Raw genomic sequence first — 18,609 nt, 5'->3', positions numbered from 1 at the left:
TTGGTTAAAAAGCATAATCTATTGTGACTTCCAGTTAGATAGGTATGTTTTTAGGTAACGACCCCAATTCATTTTTAATTCTTCGAAAAATGTCTCGGCTTTAAACTCTTTATCTTTATCGAAAGTAGATTCTGATTTAGCATAACTTATTAAAAGAAGGTCGATTAAACTCTTCAATTTCATTGGTAATTCTGGATCCTCGCTATTTTCTTTAATTTCAGCAACTATAGCATACAGTTCCTCAATAAAAGGATGCTGCAAATTATACTTAATCACATCAGCACCACCTAGAGCATGGATTTCTATAAACTCTGGCGACTTCCATTTTTCATCAACAATGGTGTAAGGCTGGCTTGTAAATTTAACAGCCCAAGCAGCTTGTTTCTCTGCTGTATCGTTAGCTTTAATCTGGGAGGCTAAGTCTTTAGCTTTCTGCTCAGAATCTGGTGTTATAGTCTTCTTCTGTGTCTCCGAGTTTTTAGCTATACTTTCAGCATTCTCATGTCCCGTAGCTGTGCCGTCTGCTTCTTGTTTCGCTATTTCCTCTTGATATTTTTCAAACCTACGCTGCTTCCAATGATCTGAAATCTGCTCTCTAAAGTTTTTTATAGTAGGAACAATCATGTCCCTAATTGTAGTCTTAAGATTTGCTACAGGTACAGCTCCTCTTTTAATATTTTTTACAGCAAATGACTTATCTAAAACGGCATCAAAAGATATTTCACCGCCCCACCATCTATCTTTATCTTCAAAAGCTGGCTTCCAGTATGGTATTTCTCCATAAAATACTTCTCTGCCATTTCTAAGTATCGAAATCCCCTCATTTCTATCTATGTACCTTTTTGTTGTTTCTGGTGAATTACCTACACCTTGATAATCTCTTAATGACTTATCTAAGAGTGATAATTGAATTTTAATTGTGCTGTAGTCACTGAAAAGAGTTAAAGATTTATCCTCAGCAGAGATAGGCCACTCAAGTGTTATTTCCTCCACCAAATAAGAAGGCGTATCTGATGGGAACCTATCATTTCTTACATGAAGTGGATCAATTGCTAAAACTTTTTTATTATTGATATCGATATTCAATTTATTTTTTTTCCCGTTGACCTCAACATCTCCCCAAATAAATTTCCTGAAAGTTCTGCCAATCCAGATATCCATTTCCTCTTCAAGCTTATCAGCAGAATCTGGTTGTTTATCATATTTACTCCAGATCACAAGAGTACCATGAGCGTCATTCACTAAATGAGTAAATTGCGTGGGAATATCTTTTTGAATAGGTATGGGTATTTCTTCTAAAACAGGAGGTACTGAAGTAATTGCATCTATATCCATGTAAGTATAAAGCCACTCTCCACCTTGTTGTTTAGAGTAGACCTCAACCATTTTACATTGGTTTATGGCTCCAAGCGTCATGCCTACACCAAATCTACCAATACCAGAACGGTCATTATATCGACTTGAATAGCCCAACTGTAGACATCTATGTAGAGTGTCTGCTCCCATACCATGTCCATCATCGCCAAAAGCCATATAGTCGACTACGAGGTAATCACTTAAATTTTTCTTAGGATGTGACTTAAGAACTATCTTAATATTTTGGGCATCAGCTTGAATAGAGTTATCAATTACTTCGCCGAAAGCACTAAATGCATCAAAGTCGGAATCTCTCATTGATAATAATGCAGTCGCATCACTAACAAATCTTACTTTCCCAGTCGCAGTAGTAGATTCAAGCAACTCAGAATCAACTTGTTTGTTCTCTAGCATATGGTTTATAAATTATTGGTTAATACTTCGGAGCTTAAAGAGCAGTATATTCAAATACTAATATTATAATGAAAAGACAAAATAATAAAACTTGTTTAATATTCCCAATAAAACCACATGTTAAACATAATTAGATAAACCACCCCAAAAGAAAGCCCTTCACCGTATCCGCTGCACGATCTGGTTCCCCGACGATACATCGTGTTTATCGCCGACATGCAGCAGCGAGATGGCGTTAATGTCTTCTTCCTCGTAGCCGTTGGCTTTGGAAAAGAAACTTGCCGGCACTTCCTCTTTCCTATTCTTGTATGAACTGATGGCGTGGTCGTCCCAGTCGCCCCATTTGCAGATAAATTTCTTTTGCTCCATAGCTGTCATTTCAGATTCAAAACTCACGGCCTACATTGCCGCTCACATACACTACCTCATACGTAGCAAGTATAACTTCCGAAAGGGTAATAACTTAAAATTGCAGGCTATCAACGTATTAGCTTATACTTCTAGGCTAAAAATAAGAGGGTTAATTATGCGGTTTAGTATAAGTCAGAAGGTGTAAACACACCCCTGCGCCCCTCTCATTAAAGAGGGCCCCTACCCCCAGAGGGGAATTTAGCATCACCAGGTAAATTTGCCTCTTGGGAGCAGGGCCGTTTCATTCTAACAAATTACAAGGTCATGGCGCGAGCGCCCTCGTCCGGGATCAAGCCCGGGATCTACGACTCGTATGTGGCTATAGCTGGGCCTTCCCGTGACTGCGCCCGGGACAGGCTGGCCCAGTTGGATTGCAAATCCTACGATATAGTAAGTCACGGATCACAGATCCGCGCCAGCAAAAGTTAGCATGAAACGACCCTGCTCCCTGGAGAGGTTAGGGGTAGGTTAATCACAACTGGAGTTTACATTATATGCGCCACTTCAAAGTGCATACCGTCCTGTCGGCTAAAGTGGCCGCCCCAGTAAAAGCCGTTTTGGTTGGCGATGTGTACCAGCTGGCGCACCGAACCCTTCTGGCCTACAAGCGCCGGCTGCGTGCCTAGTTTGTTCCAGGCATAGTTTATGTCGAAGGCTGTGCCAAAGGCGTGGTTGCTAAGTATACTTCGGCTGCCTCGGATAAAGCGCGGCGCGTAGGCTCCCTCCCAGGTAAGCACAAGGTGCAACAAGCCGGCCTGCTCCCAGTCGTGCCAGAGTTTTGCCAGCTGCCGGGCCGCCAGCCTGTGAAAGTGTACTTCGGGGCTGCCTTTTACGGGAATAAGTTGCGGTACTGCCACACGCACCAGGTTACGCCTGGCCCAGTTGTCGAGCACTTGTATGTTTTCGGGGTTGCCGGGTATAGGGTATGGCCTGTAGGTAAAATGCCCGAACAGGGAGGCGCGTTCCGCAAAGCTGAGCAGGGGCCTGAAGCCGGGTTTAGGAGGCCAGTCGGCGGTCACAATGCCTTGCCGGTCATCATCCAGCAAAGCAAAGCCCAGGGTCATGGCCATGCCGGCAGTTTTATTACCCACAATGCCATCAGGCTGCAAAACATGTTGCCCCTGAAAAGCCATGGTAGCAGCCTTGGTACGCTCCCCGAAAACACCGTCTGCAATGCCAGTGTCAAAGCCCTGGCCGGTCAGGAAGAACTGCCACCTGCGTACCTCTTCTCCCCTGTCGCCGATCTGTAATACTTTCATACCCTCAGTTTAACCCTGATACAGCATCAGGCAGGTTGAAGTTGCAGCACCCTCAGTTTGTAGGTTTCAGGCCGATGAATTTAAAAAGCGCTGGCTCGTCTCCGGATTACAGCGGACACAAAAAACACCCGGCCAGAAACAGGTCCTGACCGGGTGCATCGCCAATATATACTTTGTAAGATCCTTATTTATTCGGAGGCAGCATCACTTTATCAATCACGTGTACCACGCCATTCGAAGCCTCTACATTTGGCATGGTAACGTTGGCCTCATTGATCATCACTTTATCGCCGTTGATCTTTACATTCAGCTGCTTGCCGTTCAGGGTGTTCACCATCATGCCGTTTGATAAATTAGCGGCCATTACGCTGCCTTCTGTCACGTGGTAGGTCAGGATATCCACTAACTGCTGCTTGTTTTCTGGCTTCAGCAGGTTGTCGAGTGTTCCGGCTGGCAGTGCGGCAAAGGCCTCATCGGTTGGGGCAAATACGGTGTATGGTCCGCCCTGCTGCAGCGTTCCGGCCAGGTCTGCAGCCTGCAACGCTTTAACCAGTGTTGATAAAGAAGGCGTGTTGGAGGCCAGCGCAACAATATCCGGCTTGGCTGCTTCCATGGTTTCTTCCGTAGCGGTGGCGTCGGTCTCGGCGGTCATCACTTCCGAGGTTTCTGTTGTCTGCTCGTTGCTGCTACAGCCAAAGAACAACAATGCGGCACAAATGCAGATGCTTAACTTTTTCATAGTCAGTTGTTTTAATTTCAAATTATACTTATACGAGACTAACCGGGCAAAGCCATTATTGTTTACATACTTCCACGTGAATAGGTCTTATTTCCCGGCAAAAGCATGCTTATACTATTCCAATCAGCCATGTTTATACTTGCATTTTTTTCAGACCCCACCCCTAACAACCGACAAACGAAAGGCACAGTGCTTTTCAATTAAGGCTGATTCATGTTATCTTGCCGTTACAAATTGGGGATGCCAACGTTATAACCCGTTTTATTCTGATCAACTGATTAAAGTATACATGCCACAAAACCAACCTATACCCGCCAACGAGTTTGAAAGGATACTGGAGCTAAGCGAGCTCGACCTGGATTACTCTGATCTGAAAGAGAATTTCAAAGATCTGCTGAAGTTAGCCGCGCGTGTGGCCGGAGCAGATATCTCGCTGGTAAACCTGATCGACTCGTTCACTCAGTGGACGGTGGCAAACCATGGCCTGCCAATAGAACAGATGCCGCGCGAGGAATCTGTGTGCCAGTATACCATCATGGAAAACGAGACTTTTGAGGTAAAAGACCTGAAGCTTGACCCACGCTTCCGTGACAAGCCTTACGTGGCCGGAGGGCCTATGCTTAGCTATTATTTCGGGGTGCCGCTTACCACAAAAAAGGGAATCCATATTGGTGCCCTTTGCGTGATGGACCAGGAGGCTAAAGTGCTGAGTCCGGAGAAGGTGGAAATGCTGCGCATTATTGCCGATGAGATCGTGAACCGCCTGATGATCCTGAAACTGATGAACAGCCTTACCCACGACCTGCACGAGGCCAAGGAGATGAAAAAGCGCGTGGCCCACGACATTCGCGGACCAATAGGCGGCATTATTGGGCTGGCCGACCTGGTAAACAAACGTGGCGAAAGCAACAAGCTGGATGAGGTGCTGGAGTTTATCCGGATGATACAGAAAAGCAGCACCTCGCTGCTGGAACTCGCCGACGAGATACTAAACGCTGAAGTAAAGGCCGCCGCCAAACAACCAGAGCTTAAAGAGCACGAGCTTAACCTGCTGGTGTTTAAAGACAAACTGGAGAAGCTGTACCTGCCGCAGGCAAAAAACAAATCGGTGAATTTTGTGGTAAACATCGATCCTAAAAACGGCGTGGCTCCTTTCCCGAAGAACAAGCTGCTGCAAATTACCGGCAACCTGATCTCAAACGCCATTAAGTTTACCCCTGCCCAGGGCACCGTAACCGTAGACCTGGATCTGCTGCTCGAAGACCATTCTAAAACACTGCACATTAAGGTGACCGATACCGGCATTGGCATGGACCAGGAAAAGCTGCAAAGTATACTTAGCGGCCAGGGAGCCAGCTCCACGGAAGGCACCAAAGGAGAACAAGGCTACGGCTTTGGCCTGCCCCTGGTAAAGTTCCTGATCGACACCCTGAAAGGCACCCTGGACATACACTCCACCAACACAGGCACCACGTTTGAAGTAAAGCTGCCGGTACAGGGCTAAAGTTTTTTTGAGTGAGTAAGGGCTGGCTGTGTGAGTTTAGACTATCATGCACTATCGCCTCTGATCAGCCAAACTATTTGCAATTTAAGTTTGCAAAAGAGCAACAATCTAAAACTCATACGGTAAAATATTTGCATTAGTGCGCTTAGTGTTGATATTTGCAAGTATACTTTAGCAAGGGTAAACTATTTAAGTAAACCTACATCATATTTTAAGGATTAACAGTTCATGTCCGCAGACCCTACCAAGCTGCCTGTATACCAAAAGGGCCAGGAAATTTACGAGATCACATCCAAGATCATAGACCTGATACAGGACAATGACCCGGTGCTCGGGCATATTAAAGGCATGATGCTGAAAGATGCCGCAATGCTTACGGTAAAAGTGTCCGGTGCCGAGGCCGGTGACCTGTACGACATTCGGATGGAAAATGCGGCAATAATTCGCAAAGCTGCCCGTGAGTTAAGCACCCATTGCACTTCCCTGGAGATGTTTGGCTTTAAAGACACCCAATACCTTGTGCTTATACGCGAGGCGCTGGAAGTATACAAAGTGCACTTCCGTAAGTGGGTACAAAGCTTTGACCCCTGGAATTATGTGCTGGATGACTGGGGCCTCTTTAACCCTCCCGGCATTTCCCCGTCTTAATTTTTTTGAAAGAACAGATACCCGTTAAATAACAAAGGCAGCACTGTAAACAGCGCTGCCTTTGCTTTTTATACTTGAAGTATAATTGCTATTTCACAAATATCTTCTGGGTAGTAGTAAAGCGGTTTGTGCTAATCTGGTACAGGTAGGTACCTTCCTTCAGGCCGGCAACTGGCAATGCGATCTCATTCTGGCCAGCACGCATGTTGCTGTAGGTTACGCTCTGTCCGATTTTACGGCCAGCCAGGTCATATACCTGCACGCTTACGTCAGAAACAGACTGCAAGTTAAAGCTAAGCTTTGCTTGTCCGCCTTTTACCGGGTTAGGGTATACAGCAAGCCTGGCCGCAGCAGCCTCAGCTGAGTTCAGTTTGGTTAAGGTACCGGCAGGCAGGGCTTTCTGGGCAGGCGAGTAGGCACCTTCTACTGTCCACATGATGTAATCAATATAAGAGCCATTAGTAGCACCACTTGAGCCATCGCCAATACGGAAGTAGTTTCTAACAGTACCTGATGGCACGGTAACAGTCGCCACAGGTGTTTCACTCTCATCAATAAAGAGCTTTACGTTGGCACCGTCTTTTGTAAATCTGTAAGTATGCCACTCAAAGGTGTTAAAAGCATCTCCCAGGCTTTTGTTCTCTAATGTCGGATCGGCTGCTCTGGCCACATTAAATGTAACTCTGGCAGGGTTTGTAGCATTGCTGTTGATGATATAGATCGTCTCTCTGAAGCCGAAAAAGTCAAGGTCCAACTCAAATACCCTGTCAAAGCCTTCAAGACCTTTAGCCCTTACAACCACGGTGGCAGCAGATGGGGATGCAGGGGATGTAGGGAAGTTTTGTCTCCATAAAAAAGAAGTATGCGGAAAATTAACTGGGTCATTTCCATTTATTCTGAAGCTTAAAAGCTTATTTCCTGGTACCGCAGGGTCTTCTATAATCGACTGCTCTGTTGTGACAATAACAGGGCTGCTTGGCGTAACGCTTGCCGTAACAAATGGGCTTTCTGTGAACAGGTCTGGCAACTCGTTTGCGTTGTAAATAACCCAAGGCTGGCTTTGAGCAAATGCTTGCGACGAGGCGAATAGCAGGCCACAGCCTATTGCATAACGCATGTTCTTGGTTAGCTTTCTGAACAAAATCCCGGTGTAATTCTTCTTCATATTCGGTTAGTTAAATTATAGATTAAGATTAGGTTTTATCGTATTTTGTGTAATCGTTTGCACATAGTAACAGTATAAATTTCCAGAGTCGCTTAGACCTTATAGTATAAAGTGTCTGTAAGTATAAACGCTTTCTTAGTCCTCTTTTAAGGAAGTATAAAACCAAGCGCTTGACTTCATTATAAAGAGTCCTCGCCTTCTCACAAATTTCCCCGAAACAAGTTCAGAGTTTATAATAAACTGACTAACAGCTGTCTTATCGCACTTATATATTAGAATAAACACACTACCCTATTAAATTTTGCTATCAAAACAAACAATTTACCCGTCCTTTTACCCTGTCACGCGCTTCCAACTTGTAGTAGATCAAACGTTATACTTATACCCCACCAGCCGTTAGTTTTTGAAGGTAATTACACTGTGCATGGCTAATAAAAACTTCAGCTGTTGTACAGGTTTATTTCATTCAACCATGCAAGCCCATTATATCATGCAATCGTTTGCACTTGTATCACAAATAATAAGAGCCGTTTCGTTCAGCTCCTTTTGGCCTGTAAAAACAGGTACTCCCGTAAAGTATTAAAGAGTAAAAAATTGAAATTACAGCTGTTTAGCAGCCTTCGTTTCTGATATAAGCAGCTTTCCGATCTGTAGCTTTCCCTGCCTGTGCCAACTTATACCCTGATATGCGGTATTTCTTCTGCTAAAACTATACTTTATTACTATATAAATCAATACTTACCGCTAATTTTATTAACGCTTATTATATGCTGCACGGGCTGTTGCTGAAATACCCACTCTGAATCCCGTGCAGCCAACAGTTTTAGGCGCTGCCAAGTATAAAACACTATGAACATGACGGAGATGAACCTGGAAAACTGGGATGAGGAACGCTACAAGGAACTGAATACCTACTTCCGTATTATTATAGAGCAGATGCTGCGCACCAACCCAGAATTGCAGGAAGAACTAAAGCAAAAGGAGAACTTGCACCTAAGCGAACTTGTTGCCCACTTCTCTGAAGACGACAAAGAACGCTGGGAGGAATTTATGGAGCTGGACAAACTGAAGATGCAGAAAGACATGTGGGACCACCTGCATGGCAGGGGTACCCGTTTCAGGCCCGGAGAAGGCTTCGTAAACCCCGACGACGACACAACTTGGTAAGTATAAAAAAGGCGCAATTACTTGCGCCTTTTTTATACTTACCAAGTTGTGTCGTTTTTCGAGGTAACTTGGCCTAAAAAGAATCTCTATTCCCGAAAAACGAAACCTAATTTGCTCTTCTCTTCTCATCTTCGGCCCCACCTGTTCTGCGGCGCGCCGGCGCTACCTGAGAACCTCCAAAGCGGTAGTTGAAGCTGATGGTGGCAACTCTTGAGTCGCGGTTCTGGTCAAAAATTTCGGTGTAGTCGGCCAACTCGTTCTCGCCGTGCACACGGTTTGTGAAAAAGATATCCGATACATTTAACTTGATGGTGGCTTTCTTGTCCCAGATCTGCTTCTGTACGCCAGCCGACATAAACCACAGCGGATCTACTGTCAGCGGGCCATAGGCTTCTTTCGACCTGAACACACCCACCACTTCTGCTGACCAGCCATTTTTAATGTTGATGTTATTGTTGGAGTTTAAAGTAAAAGCAGGCTGGCTGTTCTCGAAATCAGCATTGGCCAGTGTTCCACTATACTTGCCATAGTATAAGGTAGCATTGTTTGTACTGTTCAGCCAGGTGCCCACCGAAACCGGTGCTGTAAATGTCATGCCGTAGTAATCGAACTTAGACAGGTTGCGGAAAGTCTGGATAACCACATTGTCATTTTCGTTTTCACGGGAAAGCACGTTCACCATCACATCCGTTGTTCTGCTATAGCTCAGCTTGGTTACAAAGCGCTTGTCAAAGGTGTGCGTCAGCTCAAAAGCGTAAGAAAGCTCCGGCTTCAGGTATGGGTTACCTGTCGAGATAGTAAAGCCATCGATCAGGTTCTTGAACGGGTTTAGCTGGTTATAAGAAGGTCTGTTTATGCGACGGCTCAGCGATACTCCAACCTCATTCTTATTATTCAGACTATAGCCTACGAATGCACTCGGGAAAAACTGTGTATAGTTGCGGTCAAATTCACGGTCTTCTTCGTTTACCACATCTGCTAGTTGCTCGCCCTTAGCAATGGTGTTCTCCAGGCGCAGGCCCAGCTGCATGCTTACCTTCTCCCCTTTTCTGTTTGCGTTCAGGTAGGCGGCATTAATGTTCTCATCGTACAGAAAGCGGTTGCTTCTGTTCGTGTTCAGGTCGTTTCTTCCGTCCGTGCGGTCATAAAACTTCTGGTCGTTGTCAGAACTTACCAGGCTGCTTTTCAGACCTGCCTCCAGCGTTGCATTCATACTTGGTATAGGCTGCACATAGTCAGCTTTTGCCGATTTAATGGTCAGGCTGCCATCCAGGTTACTGTGTATCAGCTCCGTGCTTCCTTCCTGCTCGTTGTTGAGGTTAAATCTTCTGATGGCAAAATCCTGGAGGTCGCCGTTCTGGTAGGTAATGTAGTCAACATCGGCAGTTATTTCCCGGCCAAGGCTGTCGAGGGTGTGCTTTAGGTTAAGATTTATACTTTGGTTGTCGCGGCTGTGCAGTACGTCTGCCACGGTGGTAGCAGAGCTTAGCGGGTTTCTCTGGGCATTGTATAGCATGGTGGTATTTGAGTTGTCGCGGGTCAGGTCAGTAAAAGAACCTGTTGCCACAGCCCCCAGTACCGTGTTTTTAGAAACAAAGTAGTCCATGCCCACGCGGCTGCTTAAGGTCTGGTTTCTAAATTTAAAGAGGTTATCCTGTGTGTAGGAACCGGTTTCTATGCCATTAGACTTGAAAGTTCTTAAGAAGCTGAGTTCTGAAAAATTATCTCTGTCAGCATAGTTTAATCCGCCAAACACGTTCACTTTTTTGGCACGGTGGTTCAGTTGCAGGCCGGCATCTGCTTTGCTGTACCTGCCCTGCCCGAAAGAAGCCGAAACCGAACCATTTGTACCCAGGCTCTTGTCGCGCTTTAATTTGATGTTGATGATACCGGCATTCCCGGCTGCGTCATACTTGGAAGACGGGTTGGTGATCAACTCGATCTTATCCAGCGCGTTTCCGGAAAGCCCTTTCAGATAGTTGGTCAGCTCCGTGCCTGACATGGGCACTTGCTTTCCGTCTATCATCACCATCACGCCCTGGCGGCCGCGCATGCTGATGTTGTCATTCTGATCCACAACAATGCCCGGCGCTTTCTCCAACACGTCCAGGGCTGTGTTGCCGGCTGCCAAGATACTGTTCTCCACGTTCATTACCGTTTTATCAAACTGCTGCTCGATCAGTGGGCGCTGCCCTTCAATCACCACCTCTTTCAGGTTTGTGGCCGTCTGCTTCAGAACGATCGGCTCCAGCGTGATGGTTTCGGCGGCGCCTGATACTGTGAACACAGCACTGCTTGCCTTGCCCTGCCCTACCATACTGGCAACCACTTTATACTTTCCGGCTGCAATGCCCTCAAATAAAAAGGTACCGGCATCCTCGGATAAGGCGCCCTTAACAAGAGTGGAGTCCGCAGCTTTCAGAAGCAGTACATTGGCATAACCCACTGCCTTGCTCTCACCGTCGATAACCTTACCTTTTATACTTGAATGCTGTGCAAGCAGTGTGCTGGAGGTTAGAAGAAAAAGTAAACAGAGTAGAGATAAATTTTTCATGGTTTTATTTTGTAGCTAAGTGTTTTTGAGATTTCGTTTTAAAAGATTTAAAAATGCTATTCTTTGGAATCGGCCATACCAACATGCATGCCAAATTGCAAACAATTGATTTTTAGATATTTACAAACAGATTGTTAAAACCTCAAAACTGCCGGCTGTCTGTTTGTGGACAGCCGTACGTACGATTTCGTACACCTGGGGCAGTTATACAGGCTCAACTCTCTACTGAGCTTAATAGCGCATCCAGTATTTCAGATAGGGTCCAATTAATTAACTCAAGTTGCGAGATATGATAACCAGGCAGGTGTAAACACACCCCTGTGGTCCTCTCTTTGAAGAGGGCCCCTACCCCCAGAGGGAATTCTACCTCCCCCAACCCCCAGGATCGTCTCATTCTATTTTTTTGCTGGCGCGGATCTGTGATCCGTGACTTAATATATCGTTGGATTTGCAATCCAACTGGGCCAGCCTGTCCCGGGCGCAGTCACGGGAAGGCCCAGCCATTGCCACATACGAGTCGTAGATCCCGGACTTGATTCGGGACGAGGACGCTCGCGCTATAACCTTGTAATTTTTAGAATGAAACAGCCCTGTCCTCGGAGGGGCTACGCTTAGGACACAAGTATAAAACGCTCTATCTACCGCGAGTTTTCAACTCGTGGTTGTACATGAGGGCAAGCTTTCAGCTTGCGTGTGTCGCCTTTTATACTTTTGCATACCTACGCAAGCTGGAAGCTTGCCACATAATAAGCCACGAGTTGAAAACTCGCGGCAGGAATAACGTCGAATTTAAATTTGTGTATTAATAGTAGCCTTGAAGGGATTAGGGGTGGGTAGATCCAGTTTTAAAATAAGAGTCACGCAACCTGAGTTAACTAATTATGAGACAAATGCTTATAGATACAGCAAGCGATAACCATGAAGCAGCCTGAAACATGCCAGAGCTTTTGCAATGTATCAGGCTCCTTACGTTAGTCGGAATTAAAGTATAACTATAAGCTAGAGGGCCTTGGCTTAGGTAAGTGATCAGTAATAAAGCATCTCTTAACCTGATTTTGAGAGGTACAAGATTTTAGCCAATGAAAGTTACCTGGAAGCAAGCAACGGTTTAGCTGATTTCACATATCAGACAATCAATTTAAGTATAACTTATTTCCAAAGTATAAGTATGATTATTTCAGTATCCTTAAAAACTTTCAGTGCAGGGCACTGTTATATGGCTGGGCCTTACAAAATTTTACTACCTGCATTTAGTAGCGCAACTTATGGGTAACGTGGTATTACTGCATTGTTAAATTAAAATATTGTAGCTACAACGAATTTCTTTTTATAACATTTTTATATAATTTCGCTTCCTAAGAGACACAACAACGGACATAAACTAAAAATAAAACATGTCAGAAATTGCTGAAATAATTTTAGACGGAAAATCCTACACTTTCCCGGTTGTAGAAGGCACTGAAAATGAGAAGGCTATCGATATAAACGCACTTCGCGCGCAGTCAGGCTACATCACATTAGATTCAGGATACAAAAACACGGGTGCAACTACCAGCGCTATCACTTTCCTGGATGGTGAGCAAGGTATCCTTCATTACAGAGGCTATCCAATAGAGCAGTTAGCTGAAAAGTCTAACTTTATTGAAGTAGCTTACCTGCTTATCTACGGTTCTTTGCCAACAGCAGAGGAACTGGAGAATTTCAGCAATGAGATCAAAATGCATACGCTGGTTAACGAGGATATGCGCAAAATTCTGGACGGTTTCCCGTCTGGCGCACACCCAATGGGTATCCTTTCTGCTTTAATCAGCTCTTTGACTGCATTTTACCCGGAGTCGCTTAACCCTAACCAGAGCAAAGAGGAAGTAGACCTTTCTATCATCCGTTTGATGGCAAAATTGCCAACAATTGCTGCCTGGTCTTATAAGAATTCCGTTGGCCACCCGGTTAACTACCCTAAAAACAAGTTAGACTATTGCTCTAACTTCCTGCACATGATGTTCGCATTCCCTACCGAGGATTATGAGATCGACCCGGTTATCGTGAATGCGCTTAACAAGCTGCTTATCCTGCACGCAGACCACGAGCAGAACTGCTCTACGTCTACAGTGCGTCTGGTAGGCTCAGCAAACGCTAGCTTATACTCTTCTGTATCTGCTGGTATCTCTGCGCTTTGGGGCCCGCTACACGGTGGCGCTAACCAGGCTGTGATCGAGATGCTGGAGGCTATCAAGGCTGACGGTGGCGACTCTAAGAAATACATCGCAAAAGCAAAAGACAAAGACGATCCTTTCCGTTTGATGGGCTTTGGACACAGAGTTTACAAAAACTTCGACCCACGTGCTACTATCATCAAGAAGGCTGCAGACGAGGTATTGACTGCACTTGGCGTTAAAGACCCGATCCTGACTATCGCGAAAGAACTGGAAGAGGCTGCTCTGAACGATCCGTACTTCGTAGAGCGCAAGCTTTATCCTAACGTAGACTTCTACTCTGGCATTATCTACCGTGCGCTTGGCATCCCTACCGACATGTTTACGGTAATGTTCGCCCTTGGCCGTCTGCCAGGCTGGATCGCCCAGTGGAAAGAGATGCGAGAGAACAAGGAGCCGATCGGCCGTCCGCGTCAGGTATACACCGGCGAGACTGAGCGTAACTACGTTCCAATCGAGCAACGCTAGTAAGAATATATTACTAATAGTAAAGGCTGCCCCACAAGGCAGCCTTTATTGTTTTATGGTTTTGTGTTTAGAGGGAAGTACTGAGTCTCCTCCCTTTATCCCCTACTTAGCCAAGGCGGGGAGCTTTTCATATCTACTGGCGCCAGCATCCAGCTGGTGCCGCCAGGTGGGTTCGAGTCTCCAGACTCGCTTGTGCATTTTTCAGTAACGATTAACACACCCCTGCCCCTCTCAAGAGGGGAATTACCTCCACCGGCCCCTCGTTTTGTCGAGGCCCCCTACCACCCATAATTTTCAGAGTTAAAAGACCTCGCAGCGTGCGAAGCTCCTGCGAGTGTCTGGTATTACCGGGTCAAACCACCCCCAACCCCTCCTGGGGGTGTAGGGGCCCCCTTTAGAGGCCAAGGAGGGGAGTTTTCTGCCATTACTAATTTATACTTGGTGGCCAGTTGCAACAGCCGCTTACAAAGAAGTGTCCATCCCAGCCTTTGGGTTGAGCGCCTTGTAGCTGTTGCGGTGCTGAACGAAGCGAGGCAGCTGAAGCAGAGCGGAGGCAGCTTCAGATACACAGCGCGATGCCCGAAGGCGAGGCCTCCCGGCCTTGAGGGTACCAAAGGCAGAGATGGAACAATATGCAAGTAAGACTGAGGGAAAACAGTTGCTAGATAGAAAGGCGGAAAAAAGGTTGAAGCTTGACAACAGTTGTAATAGATGTAAGCTCTCCATGCTAATTCCACACTAAAGGCCTTACTTTTGAGTAGAGGCAAGTATGACTAAGGATTAACACTGGCTAGTTAAAAAGACGAGTAAAAGTAGCAATGACCGCTCCCCCCTATCCTACAACACTCGCATTTCAATGCGGCGGTTTAGCTTGCGGTTTTCGTCTGAGGTATTGGGCTTAACTGGTTTAGACTCACCGTAACCTTTAAAGCGGATACGATCTTTGCTGATACCATTGGCTATCATGTAATCAACAACGGATTTAGCACGCTTTTCTGACAGCACCTGGTTGTCCTTATCTGCCCCAATATCGTCTGTGTGTCCCTCAATCTCGATCTTTACGGTATTGTTTAGCTGCATAAACCTGATCAGCTTATTTAACTCTGTCTTGGACTTTGTTTCCAACTCATACTTACCCGTATCGAAAAACAGGTTGTTCAGCACCATGGCGGCTCCGGATTTAATAGGCTCCAGGTATACATCCAGGGCAACGGGTGTCAGGTTTTTAGGAGAAGTATAATCGAAGCTCAGGCTGCTCATCAGGTAATTAGGTGCAGACACATACAGCGCATATTGCTTGCCTTCTGTCAGTACTACGGTATACTCACCGGATACTTTATCTGAGGAAACTTGCTGCAAAAGCGAATCCGACTGTACATCATACAATTGTACCTGGCCTGCCAGTGGCTTTTTGGTGGTTGCATCAAACACACGCCCCTGGGCGTAGGTACTGTTTTCCCGGCTTCGCCATTCGGCTGGCACATCAAACCTGAAAAGCTGCACGGCCGGCACACCGGCATCTGTGGTTACCTGCCTCGAGTAATAACCAACTTTGTTATCCGGAGTTATAAATAAAGAGCCTTCGTCGGCATGGGTATTTAAGGGGTAGCCAAGATTCTGCGGCTCACTCCACTGTTTGTTTTTGGTAAGTGTGGCCTTGTATACATCCAGTCCGCCCATACCCAGGTGCCCGTCGCTTACAAAGTATAAAGTAGAACCGCTCATGTGCACAGATGGCGCCATGTCGCGTCCGCTGGTATTGATAGTCTTGCCCAGGTTAACAGGCTTTACCCAGGTCCCATCATCGTTCTGGTTGGTCACCCAGATGTCCTCTTTGCCAATTCCCCCGCCACGCGTGGAGGTAAAGTATAAGGTACGGCCATCAGCAGAAAGACTTGGCTGCGAGTCCCATGCTTTAGAGTTAACAGTAGCCCCCATGTTCTTAGGTTTGCTCCACTCATTGCCAGTCCTGAAAGAAATGTACAGGTCGCAGTCGCCTAGTCCGTCTGGACGGTTACAGGAAGTAAAGACAAGCGTCTTACCGTCGCCGGAAATAGTTGCCGCTCCCTCGTTAGCACTTGTGTTGATATTCTCTGAAATAGATACCGGTACCTGCCACTCGCCGTTTTTTCGCTCCGTTATAAAGATATTCTCATCGTGGTCGGGTCTGGCGCTGGCGCGTGCGGTGTAGATAAAGAATCGCTGGTCTGCGGTAGTATACGGGAAGTACTGTAAGCCAAACCTATTAATGCTGCCCGACATCTGTATCGGGTCGAACGGCACAGGGTTCTTCATGGCTTCTATGGCATAGTCGGCCGTCTTGATCTGGTCTTTGGCCCATACCACCAGCTTTGGGTTTTTCGGGTTAGCCTTCAGGAAGAACTCAAAGTATTTTTTAGATTCCGCATAATTACCCTGCTCCAGGTACAGGTCCGCGAGGTCGAAATAGAAGTTGGCGAAAGCCGGATTAAAAGCTGACTGTGAAAGCCCTTTCTGCAGCATAGAAAAACTGGCCGGTTTGTTCCCCATCAGTTTATACAGGTTAGCAGCTTTGATATAAGCCTCAACAAATTTGGGGTCTTTTTCAGTAGCTTCTTCCAGGGTCTGCAGAGCTTTGTTAAAATCACGTGACCGTGCATAGTCCTCTGCTTTAAAGTATAACTTTTCGGCCTTTGGGTTGGTTGTGCTAAGCTTTTGCCCCTGCGCCATGGCAAGACCCGAAGAAATAAAAAGAAATGCAGCTAATAGTAGTTTATACATATAATAAGGTCAGGATACCAGGTAAAGCTGCTGCTCCACCCTCCTATTTACGGATCATTTTATTTTACTTTGCAAAGGCCTCAAGCGTTTGAAGTTTACCGGAGGTTACATTCCGGCAATGGGCTTCGCAGACTCAGCAGAGATAAATATAACCACTTTTAAAACATCTGCAAAGGCAGCGGCTACATCTGCAAAACGTTGTGCCCACACTGTTACATTACGCACCGCGCAAGTATACTTACTAACCAATCAAAGGGCTATCCTCAAGCAACACAACACACAACTGACTTTATACCAGACATTTATACTAAGATTTATAAGTATAACGCTTCGGCTCATGGCTAATGTTCCTGTTCTTCCTGCAAGAAAAAGCCTTACCGCATTTTAAAACGGTAAGGCTTTTATATGTTTGCTTTGCTAGGGGCTATCCGTAGACTTCTTTCTTGGCTGCCCTAAGGGTATTCATCATCAGCATGGCAATCGTTAATGGACCAACGCCTCCTGGAACCGGGGTAATGTAGCTGCATTTGGGGGCCACATTGTCAAAATCGACATCGCCGCGCAGGCGGTAACCTGCTTTACGGCTTGCATCAGGTACGCGGGTTGTGCCTACGTCAATTACCACTGCCCCTTCCTTTACCATATCGGCGGTAACCAGGCCAGGTTTGCCCACGGCTGTGATAATGATATCAGCCTGACGTGTAAAGTATGGCAGGTCTATTGTGTTGCGGTGGCAGAGCGTGACAGTTGCATTTCCTGGGTAAGCGGCTTTTGCCATAAGTATACTCATCGGTGAACCCACAATGTTACTTCGGCCAATTACTACACAATGCTTGCCATCCGTTTCGATGTTGTATCGCTTGATCAGTTGCAGGATACCGGCAGGCGTTGCCGGAAGGTATGCATCCAGTCCGGCCACCATGCGGCCAACGTTTGTCGGATGAAAACCGTCCACATCCTTTTTAGGGTCTATCGCCTCAATAACCTTTTCGGTGTTGATGTGCTTCGGCAATGGTAGCTGCACAATAAAGCCGTCCACCAGGTCATCATTGTTCAACTCATTTATCTTGCGCAGCAATTCCTCTTCTGTAACGGTGTCCTCGTAGCGGATCAGGGTGGAGCCAAACCCTATGCGTTCGCAGGCCAGTACTTTATTGTTTACGTAGGTAACAGAACCGCCATCGTTGCCAACCAGTACTGCGGCAAGGTGGGGCACTTTCCCGCCATTGCTTCGTATAGTTTCCACCTCCTGAGCAATTTCCTGCTGGATATCTGCGGATGTTTGTTTACCGTCGAGCAGAGTCATAGTTTATATTGATTATGAATGATGAATTACGAATTATGAATAGTGAATTAAATCGGTATAAGCACTGGTAACCAGATCCTCGTCTCTGATCTGAAACATATCTTTGTAGTAATCGCATTGCTGCCGCAACACAGGCAATCCCACCGAGCCATCCAGGTCAATCGCTTCGATCTCTATAAAACTGCCCAAACCCTCTACCTGGTCCAGGTGGAACTTTACATTACCGATAAAAAATATCTTCCGGGCTTTTTTAACGCTAGCCACTATACTTTTGCCCCTGCATACCTCAGCTATGGTCGTGGCGCTGGGGTTTTTCAGGTATAAAAGCACCTCTGTTTTCTGCGCGTCCTCCAGTTGCAGCCTGTGGTAATGGATCAGCACATTTTCAATATTACCCTGGCGGTGTTTTAGCTGCCCATATTCTACTGCATAGTACGTATCCGTTTGCATGTCCTGCCCCTGGTAGGCTGCATTCAGCTCCCAAAGTATACTTTCGGCCTCCGCCAGATCGGCGCAACGGGCTTTTATAGTAATGTCGGCATACATTTTATTTGACGAAAGACTAATTGACAAAAGACAAAGGAGAATTAGGTTTTCAAAGTAGTCTTGTCTTATTTCAAAAGACTCCTTTGTCTAGAAACTCCT

The 18,609-nt window shown here is 46.1% G+C and carries 14 protein-coding genes; 5 read left to right on the top strand and 9 right to left on the bottom strand.

Annotation, left to right across the window (positions count from 1 at the left end; translation table 11 throughout):
- Window positions 1–18: 18 nt before the first annotated feature.
- From AC4BAP_RS08090 to AC4BAP_RS08075, 4 genes are all read right to left on the bottom strand, one after another.
- Complete coding sequence (locus AC4BAP_RS08090) at window positions 19–1,770, bottom strand: ATP-binding protein (protein WP_490582122.1); 1,752 nt, start codon at window positions 1,768–1,770, stop codon at window positions 19–21.
- Between the two features lie 159 nt (window positions 1,771–1,929).
- Window positions 1,930–2,139, bottom strand: coding sequence for a hypothetical protein (locus tag AC4BAP_RS08085; RefSeq protein WP_490582121.1), 210 nt, complete (start codon window positions 2,137–2,139; stop codon window positions 1,930–1,932).
- Window positions 2,140–2,666: 527 nt separating this feature from the next.
- Window positions 2,667–3,440, bottom strand: a complete 774-nt coding sequence (locus AC4BAP_RS08080; RefSeq protein WP_490582120.1) for a M15 family metallopeptidase — start codon at window positions 3,438–3,440, stop codon at window positions 2,667–2,669.
- A 184-nt stretch (window positions 3,441–3,624) separates the two neighbouring features.
- On the bottom strand, window positions 3,625–4,179 hold the full coding sequence (locus AC4BAP_RS08075) for a fasciclin domain-containing protein (protein WP_490582119.1): 555 nt from the start codon (window positions 4,177–4,179) through the stop codon (window positions 3,625–3,627).
- Between the two features lie 289 nt (window positions 4,180–4,468).
- Here AC4BAP_RS08075 and AC4BAP_RS08070 point away from each other — a divergent pair, with 289 nt between their 5' ends.
- Window positions 4,469–5,683, top strand: coding sequence for a GAF domain-containing sensor histidine kinase (locus AC4BAP_RS08070; protein ID WP_490582118.1), 1,215 nt, complete (start codon window positions 4,469–4,471; stop codon window positions 5,681–5,683).
- Window positions 5,684–5,911: 228 nt separating this feature from the next.
- Window positions 5,912–6,331 (top strand): hypothetical protein, encoded by a 420-nt coding sequence (locus tag AC4BAP_RS08065; RefSeq protein ID WP_490582117.1) that lies wholly within the window; start codon window positions 5,912–5,914, stop codon window positions 6,329–6,331.
- An 88-nt stretch (window positions 6,332–6,419) separates the two neighbouring features.
- On the opposite strand, the gene AC4BAP_RS08060 is transcribed toward AC4BAP_RS08065, so the two are convergent.
- Window positions 6,420–7,496, bottom strand: coding sequence for a T9SS type A sorting domain-containing protein (locus tag AC4BAP_RS08060; protein WP_490582116.1), 1,077 nt, complete (start codon window positions 7,494–7,496; stop codon window positions 6,420–6,422).
- 855 nt (window positions 7,497–8,351) lie between these two features.
- Between AC4BAP_RS08060 and AC4BAP_RS08055 the strand changes: the two genes are divergently transcribed.
- The gene (locus AC4BAP_RS08055; protein WP_490582115.1) at window positions 8,352–8,663 is read left to right on the top strand and encodes a hypothetical protein; all 312 of its coding nucleotides are present in this window, start codon (window positions 8,352–8,354) and stop codon (window positions 8,661–8,663) included.
- Window positions 8,664–8,769: 106 nt separating this feature from the next.
- On the opposite strand, the gene AC4BAP_RS08050 is transcribed toward AC4BAP_RS08055, so the two are convergent.
- Window positions 8,770–11,217, bottom strand: a complete 2,448-nt coding sequence (locus tag AC4BAP_RS08050; RefSeq protein WP_490582114.1) for a TonB-dependent receptor domain-containing protein — start codon at window positions 11,215–11,217, stop codon at window positions 8,770–8,772.
- Between the two features lie 1,394 nt (window positions 11,218–12,611).
- On the opposite strand from AC4BAP_RS08050, the gene AC4BAP_RS08045 reads away from it, so the two are divergent.
- On the top strand, window positions 12,612–13,898 hold the full coding sequence (locus AC4BAP_RS08045; protein ID WP_490582113.1) for a citrate synthase: 1,287 nt from the start codon (window positions 12,612–12,614) through the stop codon (window positions 13,896–13,898).
- 837 nt (window positions 13,899–14,735) lie between these two features.
- Here the strand turns inward: AC4BAP_RS08045 and AC4BAP_RS08040 are convergent.
- The gene (locus AC4BAP_RS08040) at window positions 14,736–16,658 is read right to left on the bottom strand and encodes an OmpA family protein (protein ID WP_490582112.1); all 1,923 of its coding nucleotides are present in this window, start codon (window positions 16,656–16,658) and stop codon (window positions 14,736–14,738) included.
- Between the two features lie 88 nt (window positions 16,659–16,746).
- On the opposite strand from AC4BAP_RS08040, the gene AC4BAP_RS08035 reads away from it, so the two are divergent.
- Window positions 16,747–17,046 carry a hypothetical protein gene (locus tag AC4BAP_RS08035; RefSeq protein ID WP_490582111.1) on the top strand — a complete coding sequence of 100 codons (300 nt, stop codon included), beginning with the start codon at window positions 16,747–16,749 and terminating at the stop codon, window positions 17,044–17,046.
- Between the two features lie 36 nt (window positions 17,047–17,082).
- On the opposite strand, the gene AC4BAP_RS08030 is transcribed toward AC4BAP_RS08035, so the two are convergent.
- Window positions 17,083–17,964, bottom strand: a complete 882-nt coding sequence (locus AC4BAP_RS08030) for a bifunctional 5,10-methylenetetrahydrofolate dehydrogenase/5,10-methenyltetrahydrofolate cyclohydrolase (RefSeq protein ID WP_490582110.1) — start codon at window positions 17,962–17,964, stop codon at window positions 17,083–17,085.
- 33 nt (window positions 17,965–17,997) lie between these two features.
- The gene (locus AC4BAP_RS08025) at window positions 17,998–18,510 is read right to left on the bottom strand and encodes a class IV adenylate cyclase (RefSeq protein ID WP_490582109.1); all 513 of its coding nucleotides are present in this window, start codon (window positions 18,508–18,510) and stop codon (window positions 17,998–18,000) included.
- Window positions 18,511–18,609 lie beyond the last annotated feature (99 nt).

The organism is Pontibacter sp. GD7 (assembly GCF_058216375.1).
This window is presented reverse-complemented; position numbering and strand designations above follow the sequence as displayed.